The sequence below is a fragment of the Tessaracoccus massiliensis genome (assembly GCF_000826065.2).
Classification (GTDB): Bacteria; Actinomycetota; Actinomycetes; order Propionibacteriales; family Propionibacteriaceae; genus Arachnia; species Arachnia massiliensis_A.
Window position 1 is genome coordinate 442163 of the sequence record NZ_LN623541.1, and the last position, 25509, is coordinate 467671.

Annotated in this window: 27 protein-coding genes; 10 read left to right on the forward strand and 17 right to left on the reverse strand. The window is 68.0% G+C overall.

The genetic code is table 11. The annotated features are described in order from the left end of the window. The first annotated feature begins 60 nt into the window (after nt 1-60). A complete protein-coding gene (locus BN1186_RS06380; RefSeq protein WP_040283275.1) occupies nt 61-1497 on the forward strand; it encodes a glycine hydroxymethyltransferase in 1437 nt (478 codons plus the stop codon). 64 nt (nt 1498-1561) lie between these two features. On the opposite strand, the gene BN1186_RS06385 is transcribed toward BN1186_RS06380, so the two are convergent. Genes BN1186_RS06385 through BN1186_RS06400 form a run of 4 tightly spaced genes read right to left on the reverse strand, consistent with a single transcriptional unit; the run spans nt 1562 to nt 3828 of the window. After that, on the reverse strand, nt 1562-2119 hold the full coding sequence (locus BN1186_RS06385) for a hypothetical protein (RefSeq protein ID WP_040283276.1): 558 nt from the start codon (nt 2117-2119) through the stop codon (nt 1562-1564). A 55-nt stretch (nt 2120-2174) separates the two neighbouring features. Next, on the reverse strand, nt 2175-2636 hold the full coding sequence (gene ispF, locus BN1186_RS06390; protein ID WP_040283277.1) for a 2-C-methyl-D-erythritol 2,4-cyclodiphosphate synthase: 462 nt from the start codon (nt 2634-2636) through the stop codon (nt 2175-2177). Next, the gene (gene ispD, locus BN1186_RS06395; protein WP_218975411.1) at nt 2636-3337 is read right to left on the reverse strand and encodes a 2-C-methyl-D-erythritol 4-phosphate cytidylyltransferase; all 702 of its coding nucleotides are present in this window, start codon (nt 3335-3337) and stop codon (nt 2636-2638) included. The genes ispF and ispD overlap by 1 nt, the downstream gene beginning before the upstream one ends. A gap of 5 nt (nt 3338-3342) precedes the next feature. After that, nucleotides 3343-3828, reverse strand: a complete 486-nt coding sequence (locus BN1186_RS06400; protein WP_040283278.1) for a CarD family transcriptional regulator — start codon at nt 3826-3828, stop codon at nt 3343-3345. A 158-nt stretch (nt 3829-3986) separates the two neighbouring features. Between BN1186_RS06400 and BN1186_RS06405 the strand changes: the two genes are divergently transcribed. Further along, on the forward strand, nt 3987-4475 hold the full coding sequence (locus tag BN1186_RS06405) for a hypothetical protein (protein WP_040283279.1): 489 nt from the start codon (nt 3987-3989) through the stop codon (nt 4473-4475). Between the two features lie 12 nt (nt 4476-4487). Here the strand turns inward: BN1186_RS06405 and BN1186_RS06410 are convergent, their stop codons facing one another. After that, nucleotides 4488-5165: a response regulator transcription factor gene (locus tag BN1186_RS06410; protein ID WP_040283280.1), complete on the reverse strand. Its 678-nt coding sequence runs from the start codon at nt 5163-5165 to the stop codon at nt 4488-4490. Further along, the gene (locus tag BN1186_RS06415) at nt 5162-6325 is read right to left on the reverse strand and encodes a sensor histidine kinase (protein ID WP_052459870.1); all 1164 of its coding nucleotides are present in this window, start codon (nt 6323-6325) and stop codon (nt 5162-5164) included. Before BN1186_RS06415 ends, BN1186_RS06410 begins: the two co-directional genes overlap by 4 nt. 193 nt (nt 6326-6518) lie before the next feature. On the opposite strand from BN1186_RS06415, the gene phoU reads away from it, so the two are divergent. The 5 genes from phoU to BN1186_RS06440 all read left to right on the forward strand — a co-directional run bounded on the left by phoU (nt 6519) and on the right by BN1186_RS06440 (nt 10636). After that, nucleotides 6519-7184 (forward strand): phosphate signaling complex protein PhoU, encoded by a 666-nt coding sequence (phoU, locus tag BN1186_RS06420; protein ID WP_040283281.1) that lies wholly within the window; start codon nt 6519-6521, stop codon nt 7182-7184. Nucleotides 7185-7559: 375 nt separating this feature from the next. Beyond that, nucleotides 7560-8201 carry a polysaccharide deacetylase family protein gene (locus BN1186_RS06425; RefSeq protein WP_052459871.1) on the forward strand — a complete coding sequence of 214 codons (642 nt, stop codon included), beginning with the start codon at nt 7560-7562 and terminating at the stop codon, nt 8199-8201. Between the two features lie 42 nt (nt 8202-8243). After that, complete coding sequence (locus BN1186_RS06430) at nt 8244-8996, forward strand: phosphoglyceromutase (RefSeq protein WP_040283282.1); 753 nt, start codon at nt 8244-8246, stop codon at nt 8994-8996. A gap of 5 nt (nt 8997-9001) precedes the next feature. Further along, entirely contained in the window at nt 9002-9853 is an 852-nt protein-coding gene (locus BN1186_RS06435; RefSeq protein WP_052459872.1) for a thermonuclease family protein, read from the forward strand. Between the two features lie 45 nt (nt 9854-9898). Further along, nucleotides 9899-10636 (forward strand): SDR family NAD(P)-dependent oxidoreductase, encoded by a 738-nt coding sequence (locus BN1186_RS06440; RefSeq protein WP_040283283.1) that lies wholly within the window; start codon nt 9899-9901, stop codon nt 10634-10636. Between the two features lie 80 nt (nt 10637-10716). On the opposite strand, the gene BN1186_RS06445 is transcribed toward BN1186_RS06440, so the two are convergent. After that, a complete protein-coding gene (locus tag BN1186_RS06445) occupies nt 10717-12186 on the reverse strand; it encodes an AI-2E family transporter (protein ID WP_052459873.1) in 1470 nt (489 codons plus the stop codon). 80 nt (nt 12187-12266) lie between these two features. Here BN1186_RS06445 and BN1186_RS06450 point away from each other — a divergent pair, with 80 nt between their 5' ends. Then, nucleotides 12267-13361, forward strand: a complete 1095-nt coding sequence (locus tag BN1186_RS06450) for a WD40 repeat domain-containing protein (RefSeq protein ID WP_139650902.1) — start codon at nt 12267-12269, stop codon at nt 13359-13361. Nucleotides 13362-13484: 123 nt separating this feature from the next. On the opposite strand, the gene BN1186_RS06455 is transcribed toward BN1186_RS06450, so the two are convergent. The 8 genes from BN1186_RS06455 to BN1186_RS06490 form a co-directional block, all read right to left on the reverse strand. After that, nucleotides 13485-13844 carry a biotin/lipoyl-containing protein gene (locus BN1186_RS06455; protein ID WP_040283285.1) on the reverse strand — a complete coding sequence of 120 codons (360 nt, stop codon included), beginning with the start codon at nt 13842-13844 and terminating at the stop codon, nt 13485-13487. A gap of 14 nt (nt 13845-13858) precedes the next feature. Next, complete coding sequence (locus BN1186_RS06460; RefSeq protein ID WP_040283286.1) at nt 13859-14119, reverse strand: hypothetical protein; 261 nt, start codon at nt 14117-14119, stop codon at nt 13859-13861. An 11-nt stretch (nt 14120-14130) separates the two neighbouring features. Then, nucleotides 14131-15687, reverse strand: coding sequence for an acyl-CoA carboxylase subunit beta (locus tag BN1186_RS06465; RefSeq protein WP_040283287.1), 1557 nt, complete (start codon nt 15685-15687; stop codon nt 14131-14133). Nucleotides 15688-15699: 12 nt separating this feature from the next. Then, nucleotides 15700-17199 (reverse strand): methylmalonyl-CoA carboxytransferase subunit 5S, encoded by a 1500-nt coding sequence (locus BN1186_RS06470; protein WP_040283288.1) that lies wholly within the window; start codon nt 17197-17199, stop codon nt 15700-15702. 171 nt (nt 17200-17370) lie between these two features. After that, the gene (locus BN1186_RS06475; protein ID WP_040283289.1) at nt 17371-17595 is read right to left on the reverse strand and encodes a CsbD family protein; all 225 of its coding nucleotides are present in this window, start codon (nt 17593-17595) and stop codon (nt 17371-17373) included. Nucleotides 17596-17759: 164 nt separating this feature from the next. Continuing rightward, entirely contained in the window at nt 17760-18656 is an 897-nt protein-coding gene (locus tag BN1186_RS06480; protein WP_180349029.1) for a polysaccharide deacetylase family protein, read from the reverse strand. A gap of 4 nt (nt 18657-18660) precedes the next feature. Further along, nucleotides 18661-19899 carry a hypothetical protein gene (locus tag BN1186_RS06485; RefSeq protein ID WP_139650904.1) on the reverse strand — a complete coding sequence of 413 codons (1239 nt, stop codon included), beginning with the start codon at nt 19897-19899 and terminating at the stop codon, nt 18661-18663. A gap of 87 nt (nt 19900-19986) precedes the next feature. After that, a complete protein-coding gene (locus BN1186_RS06490; RefSeq protein ID WP_040283291.1) occupies nt 19987-21306 on the reverse strand; it encodes a hypothetical protein in 1320 nt (439 codons plus the stop codon). 150 nt (nt 21307-21456) lie between these two features. Between BN1186_RS06490 and BN1186_RS06495 the strand changes: the two genes are divergently transcribed. After that, nucleotides 21457-22605 carry a glycoside hydrolase family 3 C-terminal domain-containing protein gene (locus tag BN1186_RS06495; protein ID WP_281278446.1) on the forward strand — a complete coding sequence of 383 codons (1149 nt, stop codon included), beginning with the start codon at nt 21457-21459 and terminating at the stop codon, nt 22603-22605. Here the strand turns inward: BN1186_RS06495 and BN1186_RS06500 are convergent. Then, nucleotides 22526-23464, reverse strand: coding sequence for a hypothetical protein (locus BN1186_RS06500; RefSeq protein ID WP_052459875.1), 939 nt, complete (start codon nt 23462-23464; stop codon nt 22526-22528). The two genes, BN1186_RS06495 and BN1186_RS06500, sit on opposite strands and share 80 nt — an antisense overlap. Before the next feature lie 210 nt (nt 23465-23674). On the opposite strand from BN1186_RS06500, the gene BN1186_RS06505 reads away from it, so the two are divergent. Then, nucleotides 23675-24229 carry a maleylpyruvate isomerase N-terminal domain-containing protein gene (locus BN1186_RS06505; RefSeq protein ID WP_040283294.1) on the forward strand — a complete coding sequence of 185 codons (555 nt, stop codon included), beginning with the start codon at nt 23675-23677 and terminating at the stop codon, nt 24227-24229. Between the two features lie 123 nt (nt 24230-24352). Here BN1186_RS06505 and BN1186_RS06510 read toward each other — a convergent pair whose 3' ends face one another. Next, nucleotides 24353-25417, reverse strand: a complete 1065-nt coding sequence (locus BN1186_RS06510) for an SDR family NAD(P)-dependent oxidoreductase (protein ID WP_040283295.1) — start codon at nt 25415-25417, stop codon at nt 24353-24355. Between the last annotated feature and the right edge of the window lie 92 nt (nt 25418-25509).

Genomic DNA, 25509 nt, shown 5'->3' on the forward strand with positions numbered 1-25509 from the left:
TGAGCCGTTCACCGCGCTGCGGTCTAGAGTAGGGCCCACACCCCTGAAACGAGGAGAACTGTGAGCGATCTCGAGTCGATCTCATCGGCCTACCGGACCCTGCTGGGCATGATCGAGGAGGTGGAGCCCCGCATCGCACAGGCGACGCGCCAGGAGCTCACCGATCAGCGCGCGTCGCTGAAGCTCATCGCGTCCGAGAACTACGCCAGCCTGCCGGTGTTGGCCACCATGGGCACCTGGCTGAGCGACAAATACGCCGAGGGCACCGTCGGCCACCGCTTCTACGCCGGCTGCCAGAATGTCGACACCGTCGAATCCGTCGCCGCCGAGCACGCCCGGGAGCTGTTCGGCGCGGAGTACGCCTACGTGCAACCACACTCCGGCATCGACGCCAACCTCACCGCCTACTGGTCCATCCTGGCCCACAAGATCGAGTCCCCCGCCTTGGCGGAGTTCGGGGCCAAGGGCGTGGCGGAGCTCAGCGAGGAGGATTGGGAGACGCTGCGCCGCAGGTTCGGCGACCAGCGCCTGCTGGGCATGTCGCTCGACGCGGGCGGCCACCTCACGCACGGCTTCCGCCCCAACGTCTCCGGCAAGATGTTCCACCAACGCGCCTACGGCACGGATCCCGAGACGCAGCTGCTCGACTACGAGGCCCTGCGCGCGCAGGCCAAGGAGTTCAAGCCCCTCGTGCTCGTGGCGGGCTACTCCGCCTACCCGCGCCGCATCAACTTCGCCAAGATGCGCGACATCGCGGACGAGGTGGGCGCCGTGCTGATGGTCGACATGGCCCACTTCGCTGGCCTGGTGGCCGGCAAGGTGTTCACCGGCGAGGAGGACCCGGTCCCCTACGCCGATGTGGTCACCACCACCACCCACAAGTCGCTGCGCGGCCCCCGCGGCGGCATGGTGCTGTCGACGGCGGAGTACGCCCCGTCGATCGACCGTGGCTGCCCGCTGGTCCTGGGCGGTCCCCTCTCCCATGTGATGGCCGCCAAGGCCGTCGCGTTGGCCGAAGCCCGCACCGCAGAGTTCCGCTCCTACGCGCAGGCTGTGGCCGACAATGCCAAGGCGCTGGCGGAGGGCCTGATGAGCCGCGGCGCCAAGCTGGTCACCGACGGCACCGACAACCACATCGTGCTGCTCGACACGACCAGCTTCGGCCTCACCGGCCGACAGGGCGAGTCCGCTCTCCTGGATGCCGGCATCGTGACCAACCGCAACTCAGTGCCCAACGATCCCAACGGAGCCTGGTACACCTCAGGCGTGCGCCTGGGTACCCCGGCGCTGACGTCGCGCGGGTTCACGACCTCGGATATGGACGCCGTCGCCGAGATGATCACCGGGGTCCTGAAGGCCACCAAACCCACCACCACCAGCAAGGGCGAGCCCTCGAAGGCGAAGTACGAGCTCACCGACGAGGCCCGCAGCAACTCCCTCGCGGAGGCCGAGCGGCTGCTGAACACGCACCCGCTCTACCCGGGCCTCGAAATCTGATCAGTCCTCCTCTACGCAGATGGCCGCGCACCCTGGCGGATGCGCGGCCATCTGCGTACGCGGCTCAGAGGACGGGGATGATGGCCTCGGCCACCGCCTGGACCTCTTCCAACGCGACGTCCTGGCCCTGCACCATGACCCCGCCGTGGTTCTCGCTGTCGAACAGGCACGTGGGGATGGCACCGCTCCAGTTGCCGCACGTACCACGGCCGTCCATGACCGGGGACTGATCCTCGAGAGAGGGCAACAGCAGGTCGGCCGAGCTCCCCGGGGGCATTGTGATGACGCCGACGGTCTCGAGCGTGCTCAGGGTACCGCGCGAGTAGGACCACGTCGGCCCCACCTGCTTCAGGTCAAAATCGAGCACCTTCTCCGGCAGAACGCCGGGCGCGATCACCGCCGCCACTCCGCCTCCCTCTGCGGGAGCGGACCCCACGGGATCCGGGTCAGCGACGGGGATGGTCTCCACGGGCACGGTCTCCACCGGCGTGGTCTGGGCCGGATCCGCGACGGTGGTCTTAGCCGGCGAAGGAGATGTCTGCACCTGGTTGTCGGTGCACCCCGCGGTGACGGCGAGCAGCGCAACGGCACCGACGACTGAACGTACCTTCAGCGAAAACATGGACCAACTCCTGCCTGACGTGGGCGATGCACCCCCAGCGTAGTCGCCGGCCGGATCAGTGCAGGAGGGCGACCGCGACGGCGGCCACGCCTTCGCCCCGTCCGGTGAGCCCCAGCCCGTCCGTCGTGGTGGCCGAGACGGTGACGCTGGCGCCCAGCGCCTCAGACATGACGTCCTGCGCCTCCTCGCGGCGGGCTGCGAACCGCGGCCGGTTGCCGACGATCTGGACGGAGACGTTGCCGATCTCGAGCCCTGCCGCACGGACCCGGCGGGCGGTCTCGGCGAGGAAGGCGACCCCGCTGGCCCCGGCCCACTCCGGCTCGGAGGTGCCGAAGTTGGATCCCATGTCCCCCAGCCCGGCCGCCCCGAACAGCGCGTCGCAGGCCGCGTGGGCGGCCACATCGCCGTCGGAGTGCCCGGCCAGCCCCGCAGGCTCATCGGGGAAATGGAGGCCTGCCACCCACATGGGCACGCCCTCCTCCAGGCGGTGGACGTCTGTGCCGAGGCCGACTCGCATCAGCTCTCCTTCCGGTGCTGCAGGATGGCCCCCGCGAGGATGAGATCCGTCGGTTCCGTGATCTTGAGCGCGTCGCGGTGGCCGGCGACGAGGGTGACGGCCATCCCCGCGAACTCGCAGACGGTGGCGTCATCTGTCACCTCGACGCCCTGCTGCGCGACGGCGGTGTGAGCGTCACGCAGCGCTTGCAGCCTGGCGCCCTGCGGGGTCTGCACCGCGCGCAGGCGGGCCCTGTTGACCACGACGGAGGTGTCGTCATCCACCCTGCGGATGGAGTCGACGACGGGCACCACTGGAATGGCGGCCTCGGCTCCGCCGGCCACGGCGTCTGCGACCGCGCGCACCACTGCGGGCGGGACGAGCGCCCTGGCCGCGTCGTGCACCAGGACGACCGAGTCCGGCGGTGACTGCAGGGCAGCCAACCCGAGGGCCACGGAATCCTGCCGCGTAGCTCCGCCCGGGACGCACCGCACGGGGGCGGCGACTCCCTCGAGCGCCGCATCGAACTCTGCCTCGAAGCCGGCGGGGATGGTCACGACGAGGGCGCTGACCCCGCCGTCGATGAGCGCGTCGACGGCGCGCCGGGCCAGGGGGACGCCCTCGAGGTCGACGAGGGCCTTCGGCACGGGCGCACCCAGCCGGGAACCAGTACCGGCCGCCACCACGACGGCGACGACCGGTATTTCAGTGTATGGGGACACGTTGGTCAGGAGGCGAGCACTTCGTCCAGCAGGGACTCAGCCTTCTCCTCATCGACATCTTCGGCCAGCGCCAGCTCAGCCACGAGGATCGAGCGGGCCTTGGCCAGCATGCGCTTCTCACCGGCGGAGAGGCCCTTGTCGCGGTCACGGCGCCAGAGGTCACGCACCACCTCGGAGACCTTGATCACGTTGCCGGAGTGCAGCTTCTCCATGTTGGCCTTGAAGCGCCGGGACCAGTTGGCCGGCTCCTCGCACTGTTCGGCGCGGAGCACGTCGAACACCTTCTCCAGGCCTTCCTGGTCCACCACGTCGCGCACGCCGACGAGGTCCAGGTTGTCAGACGGGACGCGGATCACCAGATCATTTTGACCGAGGACGCGCAGGACGAGGAACAGCTTGTCCTCACCCTTGATCGTCCGGTTCTCAATGTCCTCGATGACGGCCGTACCATGGTTTGGGTAGACAACCGTCTCACCGATCGAAAAAGTCATATCTTGAAGACCACCTTCCGAACCCAATTCTAGCAGGGCCTTATACACCTCGGACAGGTGCCCATCGCCACGGGGGTCCAGCTAACACGCCGGAACTTCGCACAGGGGCCCGCGAACTGGTTACTATGTGCTCACCCATGCCCCTGACCGGAGGATCCATGAGCAACCCCGTGCGCCGCACCGCGGCCATCATTGCCGCAGCAGCCCTCGCCCTGTCCATGAGCGCCTGCACGCGCGCCGGCTGGCTTCCGGATTCACCTCCCGCGGCCGGCGTCCAGGCCGACGACGGCGGGCTCAAGCTGCGCAACATCGTGGTGGTCTCCGATGATTCCGGGGAGGCGGTGCTGCTGGGCGGCATCCACTCCCGCGACGACGCGGCCGAGGTCACCGGCATCACTGTGGCCGCCGAGGCGGGCTTCGAGAACTACGGCCAGCCCGTCGACCTGGGCTACAGCGAGTCGATCAGCCGCGGCGCCACCATCTACCTCGACGGCTCGGAGACCGCGTTCTCCAACCCCGAACTGCAGCTCGGGCGCCTCGCCGAGGTCAACGTGACGTTCGGCGACGGCACCTCCATGTCGGTCCACACCCCGGTGATGAGCTCGGAGCACGAGGACTTCGCCGAGGCCTACAGCAACGCAGGCTGACCTGCTGGCCGCTCACCCTTCGTACTTGTAGCCCAACCCCCGCACCGTGATCAGCCGCTGCGGCTGGGACGGATCCTTCTCGATCTTGGAACGCAGCCGCTTGATGTGCACGTCCAGGGTCTTGGTGTCGCCCACGTAGTCGCTGCCCCAGATCCGGTCGATCAGCTGGCCGCGGGTCATCACGCGCCCCGCGTTGCGCAGCAGCAACTCGAGGAGCTCGAACTCGCGCAGCGCGAACGGCACGTCCTGCCCGTCGACGGTGACCTGGTGGCGCTCAACGTCGATGCGCACGCCGTCGACCTCCACCACCTCGGGTAGCAGCACCTGGTCCTGCCCGCGGCGCAGCACGGCACGGATCCGGGCCACGAGCTCGCGGTGGCTGAATGGTTTGGTGACGTAGTCGTCGGCGCCGAGTTCAAGACCCACCACCTTGTCCACCTCGGAGTCGCGGGCGGTGACCATGACGATCGCCACGTTGCCGCGGGCGCGCAGCTGCCGGCAGACCTCAACGCCGGGGATGCCGGGCATCATGAGGTCCAGCAGAACCAGATCGGCGCCGTTCTTGTCGAACTCGGCCAGACCCTCCGCGCCGTCCGCGGCGGTCACCACGTCGAAACCCTCCTTACGGAGCATGAAGCTGGTGGCATCGCGGTACGAATCCTCGTCCTCGATGATCAGGATGCGGGTCATGAGTCCTCCTCAAGCGGATCTTGCGGGTCTGGCCCGAGATAGGCCGGAATTCTGAGGGTGAAGGTGGAGCCCTGGCCGGGGCGGGACCACACCCGGATCGAGCCGCCGTGCGCCATGGCGATGTGGCGCACGATGCTCAGGCCCAGGCCGGTGCCGCCGGCGTCCCTGGAGCGGCCGTAGTCCACCCGGTAGAAGCGTTCGAAGATGCGCTCCTGCTCCTCCGGTTTGATGCCAATGCCGTTGTCGGAGACCTTGATCTCGACGAACCGGTCCCCGTCGTCGGTGACCTGCAGGATGCTGAGCGTCACGCGGGCCCGCTCGTCGGAGTAGTTGATGGCGTTCTGCACCAGGTTGCTGATCGCATCGGCCAACTGCCAGCGGTCCCCCACGATGTAGGCGCTGCTGGTGCGGGCGACGATGAGGCTGACCTGGCGCTTCTTGGCGAGCTCCTGCGAGCGGCCAACGGCTTCGGTGACCACCTCGTGCACGTCGATGACCTCGCTGCTGAGCATCGGGTCCTCGGACTGGAGACGGGACAGGTCGATGATCTGGTTGACCAGCTCCGCCAGGCGGGAGCTCTCGTGCTGCAGGCGGCCCGCGAAGCGCTGCACCGCCTCCGGGTCGTCGCTGGCGGCCTCGACGGCCTCTGCCAGCACGCTCAACGCACCGATGGGGGTCTTGAGCTCGTGCGAGATGTTGGCCACGAAGTCACGACGTACCGCATCGACGCGGCGCTGCCGGGATTCGTCCTCCGCCACCACGAGCACCCAGTCGTCGTGGAGGGGGCCGATCCCGACGCTCAGTTCGAGGGGCTCCGCGCCCGGGTGCATCTCCCTGCGGAGGGGGCCGCGATAGACCTCTCCTGCCACGCGCACTTCGCGGATCTTGTCGAGCAGCGTCGCGAAGCCCACGCGGCTACCGCGGGCCAGGTTGAGGACCACGCCGGGCTCGTTGACGTGCAGGATCTCATCGTGGGGGCCCACGAGCAGGGCCCCGGAGTGCAGCAGGTCCAGGGCGCTGCGCAGTTCGTCGCTGATCTCCGCCCTGCCCTGTGCAGCCAGGAGGCGCCGATGGGCCAGGCCCTTGCGCACGAGGTGGATGAAAAGCACCACGACGAGGGCCAGTGCGGCCCCAATGAGGCCCGCGACCGCTGGATGCATGCCTTCATCATATGGGCCCCGACACGTTGCGCTAACCCTCAGGTTCAGCCTCGTTCATGTCGGGCACCAACCCTTCACCGGGAGTTCACCTGGCGTTCAGAGAGGAGACACGCCCCTGTAGGTGGGCCTCATAGCCTCATGCAGGAGTCTCGGCCCAGCTAGACTCGTCATACCCTGATGAAGGAGCCCGTACATGCGCACCAGCTACCACGAGGAACTCAACTCGGTCCTTGACCGCCTCGTCCACATGGCCGATCTCGTCGAAGTGGCCATCCGCGAGAGCTCCGAATCTCTGCTGACCGCGGATCTCGGCCGCGCGGAGGCCGTCATCACCAACGATGCCCAGCTGGACCACATGCACGAGGAACTGGAGTACCAGTGCCTCAGCCTGCTGGCGCTCCAGGCCCCGGTGGCAGGCGAGTTGCGCACCATCGTCTCGGCCATCCGCGTGGTGTTTGAACTGGCACGCATGGGTGACCTCGCCGCGCACATCGCCAAGGTCGCCCGCCTGCGCTACCCCGCGCATGCGCTCCCGCCGCAGTTCGAGGAGAACTTCCGGGAGATGGCCCGCATCGCCGAAGAGGTCATCGACGTGGCCCGCCTGTCGCTCGCGGAGCGCGACGCGAAGGGCGCCAAGACCCTCGCCGCGATCGATGCGAAGATGGACGACCTGCGCCGCGAGCACTTCACCGAGATCTTCCGTGAGGGCGCCGAGATCTCCATCGAGGGCGCCGTCGACGTGGCGCTGCTCGGCCGCTACTTCGAGCGCTTCGCAGACCACGCCGTCGCCGTCGGCCGCCGCGTGATCTACATCATCACCGGCGAGGTGCCCGAGGGCGAGGACTGGCCCAACGCCTGACCCACAGCCCCGGACGCGCCGGCCGCGGTCCTACCTGGGCCGCGGCCGGCGCGTTTCATAACACGACCACGGTGTACCTTCTCGAGGCCCCACGTCTGATGGCGGGCGGACGGATCCGGCCTAACGTCGATGGCAGCCGAACCTAGAAAGGTTGCCATGTTCCGAGTCGTCGTCCGGATCTCCCTGTGCCTCGCCCTCCTGTCTGCATGCGCGCCGGGCCCTGCGACGGTTCCGGCACCGGACACAACCTCCCCCACGCCGGCGCCTCGGGCGACCTCCGGGACGACGACGCCGCCCGCACCTGAGCCCACCACGCTGGCACCCGGCACCAACCACAACAGGGCCGCGACGACGTCGGCGGTCCCGGCGGCGACCGTGCAGAAGTGGTTGACGTCCCCGCCTGAATCCAAGCACGTGTTCCTCACCTTCGATGACGGCCCCAACCACGCCATGACGCCGAAGATCCTGGACGTGCTGAAGGAGGTCGAGGCCCCGGCCACGTTCTTCGTGCTGGGTAAGGAGGTGGAGGCTGCACCCGACGTCCTCAAGCGCGAGGTCGCGGAGGGACACGCCGTCGGGCTGCACAGCTACAGCCACAACTACCGTCGCCTCTACCCACAGCGCAGAGGCGACAAGGACGCCATCCTGGATGAGTTCGACACGTCGCTCGCGGCAGTGCGCCGCGTGCTGGGCGCAGACTTCACCCCCGCCCCGTGGCGCTACCCCGGTGGGCACATGTCATGGAAGGATCTGACGGCGGCAGACGAGGCGCTCGCCTCCCGCGGAGCGCACTGGATCGACTGGAACGCGCTCACGGGAGACGCGGAACCGAAGGAGCGTCGCCCCGCCACGGCCGCGGCGATGGTGGAGATGGCCACCCGCCCGATCCGCGAGGGCTGCCACGCCGTCGTCCTCCTGGCGCACGATGCGCCGGACAAGGCCCTGACGCTCGCGACGCTGCCCGCGGTGGTGGCCGCCTACCGCTCCGCGGGCTACGAGTTCAACGTGATCGGCTAGGCGACTGCCCGCACGGTTCGGCACGCCGGTAGGGTTGGGTCCATGACTGCGAAGCTGATCCTGCTCCGTCACGGCGAGAGCGAATGGAACGCCAAGAACCTGTTCACCGGCTGGGTGGACGTCGACATCAACGAGAAGGGCGTCGCGGAGGGCAAGAAGGCCGCCGAACTGCTCAAGCAGGAAGGCCTCCTTCCTGACATCCTGCACACCTCACTGCTGCGCCGCGCCATCCACACCGCCTACCTGGCGCTGGACGGCTGCGACCGCCACTGGATCCCGGTGAAGCGCCACTGGCGCCTCAACGAGCGCCACTACGGCGCGCTCCAGGGCAAGGACAAGGCGCAGACCCTCGAGCAGTACGGCGAGGAGCAGTTCATGCTCTGGCGCCGCAGCTACGACACCCCTCCCCCGCCGATCGACATCGACGACGAGTTCAGCCAGCACAACGACCCGCGCTACGCGGACATCCCGGAGGCCGAGCGTCCCCGCGCCGAATGCCTCAAGGACGTCGTGGCCCGCATGCTCCCCTACTGGGAGGCCCACGTCGTGCCGGATCTCGCCGAGGGCAGGACCGTCCTGATCACCGCGCACGGCAACTCGCTGCGCGCGTTGGTCAAGCACCTCGACGGCATCTCGGACGAGGACATCGCCGGCCTGAACATCCCCACCGGCATCCCGCTGTTCTACGAACTGGACGAGGACTTCAAGCCGGTCACCCCCGGTGGCCGCTACCTCGACCCGGAGGCCGCCAAGGCATCCATCGAGGCAGTGAAGAACCAGGGCAAGAAGAAGTAGTACACATGACACGCAGCAGGGGCAGGTTCCGCATCGCGGCGCCTGCCCTGCTGTGTGTCGCGCTGCTGTCAACCGCTGGCTGCGACGGGGCAGAAGCCGGCGCCGAGGCGGTGCCGCCCACGACGCAGCCCGCCGTCGCCACGGTCACCGCGACCCCCACGCCCGCCCCCACATCCCCGCCTGAGCCGTCGCCCACGCCCACCACCGCGGCTCCCCCAGCGGAAACCACACCTGAAGTCGCGGCCGAGGGCATCGTGCAGGTGCTGGGCATCATCGACGGCGACACCATCGACGTGGACCTCGACGGCGAGCGCACGCGTGTGCGCGTCATCGGGCTGGACGCCCCTGAACGAGATGAGTGCGGCTACCAGGAGGCAGCCAGCGCCATGCAGTCCCTGGTCCAGTCCCGCGAGGTGCGGCTGGAAGCGGACCCGACGCAGCTCGACGTCGACGTCTACGGCAGAATGCTGCGCCACGTGTTCACGCTCGAGGGGCTCAACGTCGCCGAACAGATCATCGAGCAGGGCTTCGCCGTCGAGTACACCTACGACAAGCCCTACGCCCACGTCGAGGACTTCCTGGCGGCCCAGGCCCGGGCGCAGGAGGCCGGGCTGGGCATCTGGGGCCCGCTCTGTGCCACTCCCCTCGCCGTCGTGGGCGACGCGCCCGCCACCACTGCTGAGGCCGGCGAGGAGTGCGTCATCAAGGGCAACATCAACCGCAGGGGCGAGCGGATCTACCACAAGCCGCATCAGCAGCACTACGACGACACCGTCATCGACACGTTCGAGGGCGAGCGCTGGTTCTGCTCGCCTGAGGAGGCCGAAGCAGCGGGCTGGCGCCCAGCCAAGCGCTGACCCGTATGCCGTTCGGGGCACGTCCGCCGTGGATAAGCTGAACGCATGAAGACTGCTGTTGTCACTGGTGCCAGTTCCGGAATCGGGGCCGCGACCGCGCGGCTGTTGGCGGACCGCGGTTTCCGCGTGATCTGCGCCGCCCGCCGGGCGGACCGCATCGAGGCGTTGGCCGGGGAGATCGGCGGCGTCGCCGTCGCCTGCGACATCACCTCCGCCGACGATGTGGCCCGCCTCGCCGAGTCCGTGGGCGGGCGGCTGGACGTCCTGATCAACAACGCCGGCGGCGCGCTGGGCCTGGAGCCTGTCGCCGAGGCGGATTTCGAGGCCTGGGGCCGGATGATCGCCACCAACACCATCGGCACCGCCCGCGTCACGAAGGCGCTGTTGCCCGCGTTGGTCGCCGCCGAGGGCATCATCGTGGCCGTCACCTCCACCGCCGCCGACGGTGGCTACGAGGGCGGCGCCGGCTACTGCGCCGCGAAGGCCGGCGAGCGCTCGATCGTCCAGTCGCTGCGCCTTGAGCTGTTCGACCAGCCCGTCCGCGTCACCGAGATCGCCCCCGGCATGGTGCACACCGAGGAGTTCTCCCTGACCCGCTTCGGCGGGGACCAGGCGAAGGCGGACAAGGTCTACGACGGCGTCCCAGGCCCGTTGACCGCCGACGACGTGGCCGACACGATCGTCTACATGGCCACCCGCCCGCCGCACGTCAACATCGACCGCGTGACAATCCGCCCGCGCGCCCAGGCCGCGCAGCACAAGGTACACCGCCCCGGCCCCTGAGCGCCGCGCCCCGCGCGGCGCTCAGGGACCAGCTACCGCTTCTCGAAGCCTCCGAACATTACGCTGTAGGCCCCGAGTGATCACTCGTCGTCGCCGTTACCGAGCGGGCCGTCCTGCTTGTCCAGGCCGGTGTGCTTGACGGCGCCGCCCCGCTTGGCGAGGGGGCGACGGCGCATCAGCCTGCCGAGCCAGCCCGTGCCCTCCACGCGCAGTTCCCTGCCCTGGGGCAGTTCGACGGAGGCACGGTCTGTGCCCTCCTCCTCCTCGCGCCGTGCGGTGCGGCGGCTGACCAGGGCGCGGAAGAAGGCCGCGTGCTTTTCGCCCTCGTAGGCGATGCTGTGGCCGTCGTCCGTGGCCCAGTTGATGTCTTCGGCCCGCCTGTCCCCCGTCCGCAGGTCTATGAGGTCGCCCAGGTAGCGCAGCACCACCGCGATCGAGGCGGCGATCGGCACGGCCAGGAACGCGCCCACGATGTTGCCCCACACGCCGCCGAGCAGCACGGCCAGCAGGACGACGACGGGGTGCAGCTGCATGACGCGGGACTGCAACAGCGGCTGGAGGATGTTGCCCTCCAGCTGCTGCACCGCGAGGATCAGCAGCAGCGTGAACAGGGCGGTGTAGGGGCCGTTGGAGACCAGCGCCACGAGCACAGCGAGGGCGCCGGCGGTGAACGCACCCACCATGGGGATGAAGCCGGCGATGAACGTGATCACGGCCAGCGGGAAGGCCAGCGGCACACCCAGCAGCACCAGGCCCAGGCCGATGAACACCGCGTCCACCAGGCTGACGATGGCCTGGGTGCGGATGTAGCCGGAGATGGTGTTCCACAGGCGGGTGAGCAGTTCCGTGGCGTGGAAGCCCGCCTTGCGCCCCACCAGGCGGCGAGTGAAGGGGAGGAAGTTGTGCCCGTCCTTCAGGAAGAAGAACGTCAGCACGAGCGTCAGCAGGAGCGTGACGAAGCCGCTGCCGATGGAGCCGCCCACGCTGAGCGCCTGGGACGCGAGTTCGCCGCTGCGGTCCTGCAGCCAGGCGAGACCCTGGTCCACCCAGGTGTTGAGTTGCTCGTCGCGGATGTTCAGCGGTGGCCCGGCCACCCACTCCTGCAGCTTCTCCAGGCCTTGGATCGCCTGGTTGGAGAGCGTGGTCCACTGATCGCGGATGCTCGGCGCGATCAGCCAGATCAGCCCTGCAAGCACACCGAAGCCGGCCAGCAGCGAGACCGCGGCGCCGAGCACGTACGGCACACCGATCTTCTTCAACGCGTTGGTCACCGGCCACAGGACCGAGGCGAACAGCAGCGCGAGGAGCACCGGAAGGATCCCGGTCCAGAACTTCGTGGCCACCCAGCCGAGGACCAGGAAGGCCACCGCCATCAGGATGAAGCGCCCGGCCCATGCCGCCACCCAGCGGCCGCCGGCACCGATCACATCTGCCCGGTCCACCGGATCTGTCGGGTCCGGGGAGGGAAGGGCGACGAGGGTGTCCTCGTTGAACGGCAGATTCTCTACCGGCTTGATCTCGTCGTACCCGGTGGGGGTGTCGTCGCTCACGCGGCCTCCTCATCGATTCCGGTCCAGACTACCGCCCGTTGGGAAGCGGTCAGGGCACCCGAAGGGCCTATTCTTACCGCATGGCAATCAGACGTCGCACTCTCATGGCGGGGATCGGCGCCGCACTGGCCGCCAGTGCCTGCACGCCGGGGGTCCAACCACTGCCCGGGTTCGGTGCCAAGCTCTGCGCCCCACCGCCGCCTCCCCCGGACGATGTCGTCTACGACGTGCCCCAGCCCGCACTGAACGAGCCCATTGGTCGCGACACCCTGTGCGTCTCCGCCGACGGCTCCAGGCTGGCCGCCCTCCACGGGCACCAGGTGATCGTCTGGGACACTTCCGATGGCCGGATCGTCGAGCGCATCGGAAAGCCCGGCGGACCCAACGGCCCGTACCTCGCCGCCAATGCCGATTTCTCGCAGTTCGTGCTCAACAAGGGCGGCCCCGGGCTCGTCGACGCCGCCACCGGCACCTTCAAGGCACTCGAGACCCAACTGGATCTGGGGGACCACACGCTGGTGGATACCCGCTTCTCCCATGACGGCGGGAGCGTGGCGTTGCTGTCGGCCACCGGCAACGTGGAGTTGAAGACAGTCAGTGACGGCAGCACCAGCGTTGTGCTGCCGGCATGCACCACATCTGCGACGACGGTGCGGTTCGGACGACGGGACCGGTTGATCGCGGTGGGCTCCTTCGATCAGCCTGCCCAGATCTGGGACACCACCACCCAGAAGTTGGTAGCCACCCTCGGCGGCGATCAGCACGGCTCCGAACAACTGGCATGGAGCCATGACGGCTCACGCCTGGCCATCACCGCGACGGCGTGGAACACGGATGCGACGTGGCACACCGCCGCCTATGACACCGCACAGTGGAAGAAGATCCACGAGAGCAGCAGTTCCTCCTCAACGCTGGACTTCGCGCCCGATGCGATGCTCCTGCTGACGAGCGGCGGCAACGGGGCCGTCGAGGTGTGGGACCTGGAGAGAGATCCACGGGAGTTGGTGCTCGACCACGCAGTGGGCAACCTCGTGGCGGGGCCGGGTGGGCGGGCGTACGCCACCGACAGAGAACACGTCACCTCGATCGATCTCGAAACCTACGAACCCCTGACCAGTTTCGAGATCCCGGAATGGGACTGCAGCACCATCGACTCGAAACCTACGAACCCCTGACCAGTTTCGAGATCCCGGAATGGGACTGCAGCACCATCGACCACGCCGAGACCTACACCGAGTGCCAGTGACGACAGTTGGGCGCCCCACCACTGGTGGGACGCCCAACTGCTGTGTGCGGATTCAGAGTTCGATGAGAGCCTGGCCGCCCTGCACCGCGTCGCCGGGGGCGACGAGGATGGTGGCGACCTTGCCGGCTGCGGGGGCCGTGATCTCGGTCTCCATCTTCATGGCCTCGAGGACCAGCAGCACCTGGCCGGACTCGATCTCGTCGCCTTCGGCCACGAGGATGCGCGCCACGGAACCCGCGAGCGGGGCCACGACGGCGTTCGAGCTGACAGCGCTGACCGAGGCCTTCGTCGGGATGGGGTTGGAGCCTCCGTTGACGCCGATCACGATCGGGCCAAGTCCTTGACGCTCCTCCTCCTCAACCTCGACATCGATTTCATACTCCGTCTGGTTGACGGTCACCTTGAGCTTCATAGGGGTTTGTCTCCTTAGCGGACGTGAGGGACGGAGCGGTCATGGACGCGCTGACGGGAGGCCGCGGCCCAACGGGTCTGGGAGCCGTAGCGGATGGCGCGCACCTTGGCCTTGTGGCCGAAGTACGCCGCCACCGCAGCGCCGATGGCGATGAGGTCCGCCTCGGGGATCTCCTTGGCGGCCTGCAGGTCTGCGACCTGCGCCTCCAAGTCCTGGATCCTCTCGGTGAGCTGCGAGATGAGGCTCTGCAACTCCTGTAGCTGAGTGTCTTCCATGATGATTCCGATCAGGCCGGGCCGAGGCCGTGCTTCTTGGCCGGGCGGATCTCACGCTTACCCACGAGCAGTTCGAGGGCCATGGCGATCTCAGCGCGGGTGTCCGCCGGGTCGATGATGTCGTCGACCAGGCCGCGGCTGGCGGCCATGTACGGCGTCGAGAACGTCTCGCGGTACTCCTCCACCAGTTCAGCGCGGCGTGCGTCCTGGTCTTCCGCTGCGGCGATCTCGCGGCGGAACACGACGTTGGCCGCGCCCTCCGCACCCATCACGGCGATCTCAGCCGTGGGCCAGGCGAACACCTTGTCTGCACCCAGGTCCTTCGAGCACATCGCCAGGTAGGCGCCGCCGTAGGCCTTGCGGAGCACCACGGTGATCTTCGGGACGGTGGCCGCGGAGTAGGCGTAGAGCATCTTCGCGCCGTGGCGGATGATGCCGCCGTGCTCCTGGGCGACGCCGGGCAGGAAGCCGGGCACGTCGACGAGGTTGACCACGGGGATGTTGAACGCGTTGCAGAAGCGGATGAACTTCGACGCCTTGTCCGAGGAGTCGATGTCGAGCACGCCGGACATGACGCTGGGCTGGTTGGCGATGATGCCGATGGTGCGGCCCACGATGCGGCCGAAGCCGATCACAATGTTGCGGGCCCAGCCGGCCTGCACCTCGAGGAAGTCCGCGTGGTCGACGATCTCGGCGATCACGTCGCGGATGTCGTAGCCCTTGTTGGACTCCACGGGGATGATGTCGCGCAGCTTCTCGTTGGGCTCCACCACGTCGTCGGGATCGACGATGGGGGCGTCCTCGGTGTTGTTCTGCGGCAGGAAGCTCAGCAGCTTCTTGGCGATCAGGATGGCCTGCTCGTCGTCATCCGCCACGAAGTGCACCACGCCGGAGCGACCCATGTGCGCATCCGCGCCGCCCAGGTCGTCCTGCGTCACCTCTTCGCCGGTGACCTGCTTGATCACGCCGGGGCCCGTGATGAACATGTGGGCCTTGCGGGTCTGGATGATGAAGTCCGTCAGGGCCGGCGAATAGGCCGCGCCGCCGGCGCAGGGGCCGGCGATGATCGAGATCTGCGGCACCGCGCCCGAGAGGAGCACGTTGGCGTAGAAGACCTTGCCGTAGCCGGACAGCGAATCGATGCCCTCCTGGACGCGGGCGCCACCGGAATCGTTGATGAACACGAACGGGGTGCCGGTCTGCAGCGAGGCGTTGAGCGCCTCGGTGACCTTGATGGAGTGGGCCTCACCTGCGGAGCCGCCCATGACGGTGAAGTCCTGGGAGGCGATATGGACGGGGCGGCCCAGCACGTAGCCGGAGCCGGTGACCACGCCGTCGGCGGGCATGTCCGCCTTGTCCATCCCGAAGGTGGTGGTGCGGTTCGTGCGGAACGCGCCGTTCTCCTGGAACGTGCCGTCGTCGAGCATGGCGGAGATGCGCTCGCGGGCGGTCATCTTGCCCTTGTCGCGCTGCTTGGCGAGCTTGTCCTCGCCACCGCCTGCCTCAACGTGGGCGCGACGCTCGGCGAGCTGCTCGAGGCGCTCTGCCATCGTGTACTGCTTTGCCATGAAAGATTCTCCTTAGACCGGCTCGACGGCAACGCTGTGCGAGCGGCCGGCAATCGTGACGTTGTACTTGACGGGACCGGTGATGCCGGGAGCGGCGCCACCCTTGGCGGCGGAATCTGCCTCGGCCTTCATCTGGGCCTGGGTCTTGGCGACGGACTTGGGGCCCTCGTCGCGGGACTTGAGGAACTTCGGCGCGACGCCGGGGAACATGGCGTTGGTCAGCACGTCCTCCTCGGAGCCGTCGTAGCCGTCGAGGTTGGAGGCGGCCTCCACCAGTTCGTCCCATTCGGGCTTGAGGTGGTCCGCGGGACGGTCCGTGATGGCTTCCTTCTTCGCCTGGGCCTTGGCCAGCTCAATGACCTCGGGGTTACGCTCGCCGAGGCACTCGCCGTAGTAGCCGAGCATCAGGTCTGCGAATTCGCCGGTGAGGACCTTGTAGCGGCCCATCAGCACGTTGAACACGGCCTGCGTGCCGACGATCTGCGACGACGGGGTCACCAGCGGCGGGTGGCCTGCGTCGGCCTTGACCCTGGGGACCTCCTCCATGACCTCACGGATGCGGTCGCCCGCGCCCTGGGCCTTGAGCTGCGACTCCATGTTGGAGAGCATGCCGCCGGGGATCTGGGAGGAGAAGATGTCGGTGTCGACGAGGGTGGCCGACTCGAACTCCTTGTACTTGGGGCGCACCGCGGCGAAGTGGTCGCGGATCTTCAGCAGACGGTCCATGTCGAGGCCGGTGGTGTACCCGGTGCCCTCGAGCATCGCGACGAGCGACTCGGTGGGGTTGTGACCCGGGCCGAGCGACATCGACGAGATGGCGGTGTCCACGACGTCGGCGCCGGCCTCGATGGCCTTCATCAGCGACACGAGCGTCACGCCCGTGGTGGAGTGGCAGTGGACGTTGATCTGGATGTCGCCGTAGGTGTCCTTGATGCCCTTGACGATGTCGTAGGCGGGCTGCGGCTGCAGCAGGGCCGCCATGTCCTTCAGTGCGATGGACTCGGCGCCCATGTCGAGCAGCTGGCCGGCCAGCTTGATGTAGCCCTCGACGGTGTGGACGGGCGAAACCGTGTAGCAGATGGTGCCCTGAGCGTGCTTGCCCACATCCTTGACGGCCTGCATGGCCTTTGCCATGTTCCGGGGGTCGTTGAGGGCGTCGAACACGCGGAAGACGTCCATGCCGTTCTCGGCGGACTTCTCCACGAACTTCTCGACGACCATGTCTTCGTAGTGGCGGTATCCCAGGAGGTTCTGGCCCCGGAGCAGCATCTGCAGCTTCGAGTTGGGCATCAGCTCACGGAACGTCCGCAGCCGCTTCCACGGGTCCTCGTTCAGGAAGCGGATGCACGCGTCGAACGTGGCACCGCCCCAGCATTCGACCGACCAGTAACCGGCCTGGTCGATGTCCTCGCACGCATCGACCATGTCTTCCATGGCCATACGGGTCGCCATCAAACTCTGATGTGCGTCACGGAGAGCAAGCTCCGTCACGCCGATCTTTCGCGCAGTCATGGGATCTATCCAACCACGGGCCGGGGGCCTTCTAAAGGCCACCCCCGATGAAAGTGCTCCCGCGCCCACAAGTAGACTTGTCTGCGATTCGTGTTCTTTTGGGACACAGCACACGGGACCGCCCAATTGGGCGGTCCCGTGTGGTTCAGGGCCTGGTAAGGCAGTGGATCGTCAGCGACGATCCTTCGTGACGTCATCCTTGAAGTCCTCGACCTTGTCTGCGAAGCTTCCGGACGCATCGCCAACCTTTTCGTTGACGCGATCGCCAAGCTCTGAAACGTTGGCTTCGATGCGGTCCTTCTGGCCGTCGCGGCGGAGCGACTCGTTGTCGGCTGCGTCGCCGATGCCTTCCTTGGCCTTACCGACGGTTTCCTTGATCTTGTCACCGAGTCCCATATGTTGCCTCCTACAGATCGGGGATAGGAATCACCAATCTACCCGGCACCGCCAAACACGGGAAGAGCCCGAGCCCCATCCCACCCCTTCGGGTAGTGCTGGACGCGCTGGTTGAGCCGCGCTCTGCGACGAAGGAGCCAGCGCGTGTCGAAACCCCGCAACATTCATCGGGCCGGAAGCACCTGGCCGAGCGTCGCAAACGTGTGGCCCTCATCGGTCAGGCTGGCGATGGCGCGCCTGATCCCCTCCGCGGTCCCGGAGCCGGGACGGTTGAAGTGGCCCAGGCAGATGGAGCCCGCCATGGCCTGCCGGGTGGATTCGTGCACCTGGGCGGCGTTGAACGTGGCGCCGGCATCCGCGTTGATGTCGAAGTTGACCACCTGCATCCCGAGTGCCTCGGCCACCCTGACTGCCACGTCGTCGTAGTGCGCGGTGCCGGAGCGGAAGAACCGCGGGGGCTCCCCCAGCAGGCCGGTGAGCAGTTCCTGCGCGCCGGCCACCTCGTCGTAGACCTCCGCCACCGACGCGGTACCGGCGATCCCGTAGGCCTCCTCCCCCGTCACGGACAGCGGCAGATGGCGGGTGCCGTGGTTGGCGATCTCAAACAGCGGGTCGGCGATGAGTGACTGCAGCGTGCCGGGATTGGCGCCGGCCCAGCGGGCATTGATGAACAGGGTTGCGGGGGTGCCCGTTGCGGTCAGCATCGACAGGAGATCCTCGTCGACCCCGGAGCCGTTGGGCCCACCGCACGCGTCGAAGGTCAGCACCACTGGAGCCTGTTCGTGGCGCAGAACCACGCCCTCGACCTCGAGGCCCCACTGCGTGGGGGTTTCCCCTTCGAAGCGGGCGGCGATCTCCTCGCGGCCGGGCACCAGCGGCGACGGCTTCGGCGTCGGGTCAGGCGTGGGCGTCTGCGACACCGCCGGTGTGGGCGCCGGCGGCACCGACGCGCGGGGCGGACCGGCCGACGGCGGAACCGTCGGCGGCGGTTCGGTGCCGGGCGCACACCCGGCGACCGCGAGGGCCCCCAGCGCGAGGATGCCCCGCCGTCGGATGGTCACCGGATCAGCCGAACTGGACGATGTTGTTGAACAGTTCCTTGTTCACCACGCGGTAGCCGCCGCCAGGAGCGACCTCGGCGACGGTGGCCACGGCGTAGGAGCGGCAGCCGCCCCGGCCGGAGGCTGCGGTGTCGCATTCGACGCGCCACTTGCGGCCATCCTTGGCCGTCCAACTGCCCTTGTAGCCGACCTGCCCGTTGCCGCCCAACGGGTTGCCCTTCCACAGCGAACGAGGCGACGGCTTGTAGGTGAGGTTGTTGAAGGCCCAGCCGTCCTTCTGGGTGAAGGTGCCTGCCGAGTACTGGATCTGGGTGGCCCAGATCTCCGTGCGGCACCGCTCCGTGGCCGAATACGGCTCACAGCTGGTCTTCCACTTGCGCCCGTTGTAGTTCCACTCGCCGGGGATGGTGTAGACGTTGAAGAGCTTGCTGTCTGTGGAGAGCTTCCAGTCGAGGTCCATCTTCGGATCGGTGCTGGTGAGATCCGTGTGGCCGTGGGTCACGTTGACCACGCGCATCTCGTACTTGCCGGTGGTCAACCCCGCGGGCAGCTGCCCGGGCAGTTCCGTGATTCCCGCGCCGGCGCCCTGGACGGGCCCCTTGGCATCGACGGCGACCCACTGCTTCCCGCGCTTGATCTGCACGCTATACCTGGCGCTCTTCGACGCGTTGAACAGCTTGCGCTTGAAGACGCCGTCCTTGGTGGGGGCGGCCACGAAGCCCTGATCTGCGGGTCGCTTGGAAACCTGATGCGTTTGGGAGCTCAGCTGCCAACCGCCGATCTCCGAAACCGATTCCAGGCCAGGGCGCCAATCGGTGGGTTGCACCAGGATCCACGACGAGGACGTGTAGGGGCTGGGCAGCGCGGGCGCCTTGAGCGTCACCCGGGCGGTGCCGAGCTTGTCGGAGGCTTTGACCTTCTTCGGGGTGACCAGGACCGGCTCCGAGATGGTGCGGAAGTGCACCTTGCGGTCCCATTCGTGCTGCAGGAGGAAGGCGCTGACAGACACCGTCACCCCGGGCGTGCCCATGATGGTGGCGCTCACTGCGTTGCCCTCCTCCGGATCCGGCTCAACGGATGCCTGATCGAGGATGATGCGGCAGTTGTGCACGCTGCCGGCGCACAGCTTGGAGGTCTCCGGGCTCATCCTGTTGGCCTGCGCGCCCTGGGGCGCCAGCGTCAGCCCCGCCGTCGCGAGCGCGGCGGCCATCAGAGCGCCCAACCAGCGTCGTGTCTTGTTCATGGATGCCTCCCGACATGGTGATGGGGCCCGCCGACACTGGCGGGCCCCATCATCCTAAGCCTGGATCTGATCAGGCTTCGTGGTGGTTCAGCTGAACAGCACGATGTTGTTGAACAGCTCCTTGCTCACCACGCGGTAGCCGCCACCGGGAGCCGCCTCAGCGACGGAAGCCACGGCGTAGGAGCGGCAACCGCCCCCGCCGGTGGCGGCCGAGTCGCACTCGACGCGCCACTTGCGACCGTCAGCCGCGGTCCAGCTGCCCTTGTATCCGACGGTGCCGTTGCCGCCGATGGGGTTGCCCTTCCAGAGCGAACGCGCGGAGGCCTTGTAGGTCAGGTTGTTGAACGCCCAGCCGTCGACGCGGCTGAACTTCCCGCCGGAGTACAGGATCTGGGTGGCCCAGATCTCCGTGCGGCACCGCTCGGTGGCCGAGTACGGCTCGCAGTTGGTCTTCCACTTGCGGCCGTTGTAATCCCACACACCCGGGGTGGTGTAGACGTTGAAGTCCTTGTCGCCGGGCTTGGGCGGGGTGGCGTTGTAGGTCCACGTGAAGTACGTGAACGGCTCATCGGGGCTGATGTCGGTGACGTTCCTCGTCACGTTGACCAGGCGGGTACGGTACTTGCCGGTGGGCAGATCCTTCGGGGGCGCAGCCTGGACGACGGCGGTGCCCATCCTGCCGACGGTGCCGGGGCCCTTCGTGTCGATCGTGACCCACTTGCCGCCGCGCAGGAGCTGCACGGAGTACTTGTCGCCGGTGATGGCGGTGTCGACCTTGCGGTGGAAGTAGTCGGTGAAGTTCTGCTCCGCGAAGCCCGTGTCCCGGCCACGTGCCGAACGCACCTGGACCTCGTCGATCTTGGTGGCGGCCCTGCTCGAGGACAGCGCCCCGTACCGGGGGGTCCAGTCCGCCGTCTGCACCACGACGAGGCTGCCGTCGTAGGGCGCCGGGATCTTTCCGATGGTGACCTCGACGCGCGTCTGGCCATAGCTGGCTGCCGACGATCCGGTGGGCGTGGCCGCGACGGCGTTGGAGATGGGGACCGCGGTGTACTCGGTCTCACTGACCCATCGGATGGCGAAGGCCCGCACCTGGACCTGCCTGTCCTTCTGGCCGAGGACGTTGATGGACATCGGCTTGCCCTCCTGCCACGAGCTCTCGGGATCCGTGCCCAGCCGGATGGGGGTGCCGACGCCACAGTCGCGCGTGTTGGAACACAGGATCTTGGACATGGGGCTGAGGTCCTTGGTGTCCATGCGCACGGACTGGGCCCCGGCCTGAGCCTGCGACGCCTGGCCGACGGGCTGGAGTGTGGTGCCGTCGGCGTGCGCCAGCGGCGAGGTGACAACTGCGCCGGTCAGCGCCAGGGCCGCGGCTGCGGCGGCCCCCATGACCTTCTTCAACATTGAATGTCCTTTCCTGCGGGTCTGGGTTCATTGTGCCCCCGGAAGGGGCCACCTGAGGCCCCTTCCAGGCAGCAACTCAACTGTTGAACAACACGACGTTGTTCAACAGTTTCTTGGTCACCACGCGGTATCCGCCGCCGGGGGCCGACTCTGCGACCTGGATCACCGGAGCGACCCACGGCCAGCGAATCCGAGGGGATGGACCGCCAGCACCTCAACCTGCCCGCGGCCCAGGTCTCGCTGCTGCACGCTGTGGCCGCGGCGAACCCGCGTGTGGTGGTGGTGCTCAGCGCAGGCAGCGTGGTGGACCTCTCCTGGAGCCACCTGGCGCCGGGCATCCTGCACAGCTACCTGTCCGGTCAGGCGGGCGCGGAGGGCGTCGTCGACGTACTCACCGGTGCCGCGAACCCGTCCGGCAAGCTCGCCGAGACCTCCCCCCACGCGCTGGGCGACACCCCCACGCACGATCGCTTCCCCGCCGACACCCGCCACGCCATGTACCGGGAGGGGCCCTTCGTCGGCTACCGCTTCTACGAGGCGGCCGGCCGTCCCGTCAAGCACCCCTTCGGCTTCGGGCTGAGCTACACGACGTTCGGCTACTCGGGTCTGGAGCTGGACGCCGACGGCGCCCGCTTCACCCTGACCAACACGGGCCCGGTGGCGGGCGCGGAGGTCGCGCAGCTGTACGTGTCGCTGCCTGGCAGCGCGGTGCTGCGTCCTGAGCAGGAGCTCAAGGGCTTCGCGAAGGTGGTCCTCGAGCCGGGCGAATCGCGCCAGGTGACCATCCCCTTCGACCGGTACACCTGGCGGCACTACGACGTCGACGCCGGCGCGTGGCGCACGGAGGGCGGCACGTGGGAGGTGCGCATCGGCGCCAGTTCCGCGGACATCCGCCTCACGGGCGAGATGGTGGTGGACGGTGAGCGGATGGAGTCGCCCTACGACGTGGCGACGATGCGCGCGGCGTTGCTGCGCGGGGCCGACGACACCGAGTTCGCCACGCTGCTGGGCCGCCCAGTCCCCCGCGAGTCGACGGGAGAGCAGCTCACCGCCGCGGATCCCCTGCGCGAGCTGGAGCGGGCCCGCAGCCCGCTGGCCCGGCTCGCGATCGGCCGGCTGAGCCCACCGTCGGTCTCGGGTGGCAGATCTGTCGCTATAGACGCCGATGGATCTGCCATCCGAGTTCATCGCTCGTGTGGACTGGCAGATCTGTCGGCAACTATGCCGATAGATCCTCCACTCGGATTCCCAAGCACATCGGGCAGAGCTGACGCCGCCCCGTCCAGCCTCCCCTTGTGAGCAGGGCGGCAACCTGGCCCGCCGCGAGGCAGGGTTCGAACAGCGTGCTGTCCCAGCCGTACCTGAGAGTCCGGCTGTCGTCCTCCACCGCGTTGGCATTGTCGCGGAGCCAGTCCCTCGAGGCCTGCGTGTGGTCACGCAAGCCGTCGAGCTCGACGATCAGGCCGTACTCGCCGTACTGCCCATCGGCTCGGCCAGCTTCTCGCCGCACCTGTCGTTCCGGGATGGGCAGGCCGTGCGGCAGCAGCACAGCCGTGTGGAACCGCCACTCCAACGCACTCTCGATCCCACGACATGCCTCGCTGCAGAGCTGCCGGATCACCTGGCTGTGGCGCACGCCCCGACGCCCTTCAAGCTCCCCGAGAATGCGCTCCGCCGTCGTCTTGCTCTTGGCCAGCGCGCGAGCGACAGCGGAGACCGCCTCGTCCTCCGCTGACTCGTCGGAGATGTCCAGGAGGGTTGCCTCCAACCCAGTTCTCGGCAGGCTGTACATCCCGTTGCGTGTCGCCCGCCGGTACCGCACCTCCCACTCCGCCAGCGTGAAACCGGTCCTGCGGCCCGGGGCCCAGATGGTGATGTGAGACGGGGCATCGCGCACAGCGTCGTGCAGATATCCGGCTGCCCTTCCACCGACGACGGCGGGGTCGCCGCCACGCAGAAGCCCCGCCCAAGCCGCCGCGTGGAACGACGGCTGGCCCAGGAGGTGAAGCCCAGGCGCGATCGGCATCCAGTCACGCGCCATGCGGGAAATCACGTCACGGCTGAGCCCACCGTCGAGGAGTTGGGCGGTGCTCAGCACACCATACTGGCTCTCAGCGCGCTTGACCAGTGAGTCGGGGAGGTGCTGCCGGGGCTTCATCCAGCCAGCCTCCCCGGCGAGCGGACTACTTCACCAGCATTCCTGACCGACGGACAACACCACTGGGGATCCGGACAACACCTTTAGCCCTCCGGGCAACACCGTGGAACTCGGCTGGCAGATCTGTCGCTATAGACGCCGATGGATCTGCCAGCCGAGTTCGCCGTCGGAGGTCTTGTGGCCGAGCTGGCAGCCACCTAAACTCAGGCCATGACGAACAAGATCGCAGAGCAGCACTCCGCTCTCGCCAGCAAGCTGGACGGCATCGCCACCAACGTCACCGATTGGGACGCCCCCACTCCCGTCAAGGAATGGCGCGCCCGCGACATCCTGGAGCACCTCATCACCTGGTTGCCCGGCATGCTGGGCGCCGCCGGAGTCGCCCTTCCCACCGTGGAGGTGGGCGACGACGTGCTCGCCGCGTGGCGCGAGCACACCGCCAACGTGCAGGCCCTCGTCGACGACGATGAGCAGCTCGAGCGCACCATCGACGTCGGCTCGGGCGAGCAGACACTCGGGGCGGTGCTGGAGCAGTACTACCTGCCCGATCTCTTCATGCACCGCTGGGACCTGGCGAAGGCCTCGGGACAGGACCCGGACCTGGAGCCTGAGATGGTGCGCGGCACCGTCACCGACATGACACCGATGGCGGAGACGCTGAAGGAATCCGGCGAGTTCGGCACCCCCGTCGTGCTCGACGAGTCGCACTCCGACGAGGAGCGCATGGTCGCCCTCATCGGCCGTGACCCGCACTGGGCCCCGTAACCCGGCCCAGCGGAACGCTGCGGGGGCCCTTCGTCGTCGCCTGGCTCGCAAGCTCGCAGGGCGACGCTCAGGGACCAGGCGCGCAGGGGCCAGATCCGGCCCCTGCGCGTCAGCCTGCCGGTGTCAGCTGCTGAGCATGACCTGACCGCCGGTGACGGGGATGGCCTGGCCGGTCTCGTAGTCCTGCTCGACGATGTAGTAGACCGCGCGCATCACGTCGGCGCCGTAGGTGCCACGACGCAGCGGCACCTTGGCCTCGTAGAACTCGCGGACCTGGTCGATGGTGGTGGCGCCGGGCACCTTGCCGGAGCGGAGGTACTGCACGAACAGCCCCCGGTCAGGGTCGGACCACAGCGGGCCGTCGTAGAAGTTGCCCGGGCAGATCGCGTTGACCTTCACGCCGTGGTCCACCATCTCCAACGCGAAGGACTGCACCAGGCCGATGCCGCCGAACTTCGAGCCGGCGTAGGCGCCGTTCTTGTTCGAGCCGACCATGCCGGACTTCGAGTTGATCTGGATGATGTCGGTCATCCAGCCAGGGGCGGCCTTGTGCTGGGCGGCGAGGAGCCCGCCCAGGTGCTTGGTGACCAGGAAGAACGCCGTGTAGTTGATATCCGTGGTGAACGCGAAGTCCTTGAGCTCCTGCTCCAGGACCGAGCCCGAGCGCACGACGCCTGCGTTGGAGACCACGAGGTCGAGGCCTCCGGTGCGCCGTGCGATCTCCTCGGCCATCGCCGCGACGGAGGCCTCGTCGCCGACGTTGACCTCGATGGCCGCGGTGCGATCCGTGCCCAACTCCTCCGACAGCGCCGTGGCGCCGTCGATGTTGAGGTCAGCGATGTAGACGAACGCGCCGGACTCGACGAGCCCGCGCACGATCTCCGCACCGAAGCCCTGCGCGCCGCCGGTCACGACGGCGACCTTGCCCGCCACCACGTCGGCACGCGACGCGGCGGAGCGCGCCTCTGCGGAGCGGGCGTCGGGCAGGACCTCCACGTCGCCGAGGGTCTCGACGGTGAAGGCCCGGCCCTCGAAGGTGACCTTGCCGGGCAGCGGGAGGTCGGCCGAGGCGAGATCCGTCAAAGCGACGGCGTCGTCCGCGGCGTCGACGGCCGTCACGATGACCGGCACGCCGTGCTGGTTGAGGTAGGCGCCCCGCAGTGTGGGCGCGATGTCGATGAGGTTCATGTGTTTCTCCTTGCTCGTTGGTTGAGCCTGCGAGCGCCAGCGAGCAGTGTCGAAACCCCCAAAGGCGCACGATCAGCCAGGTGATCTCGCTT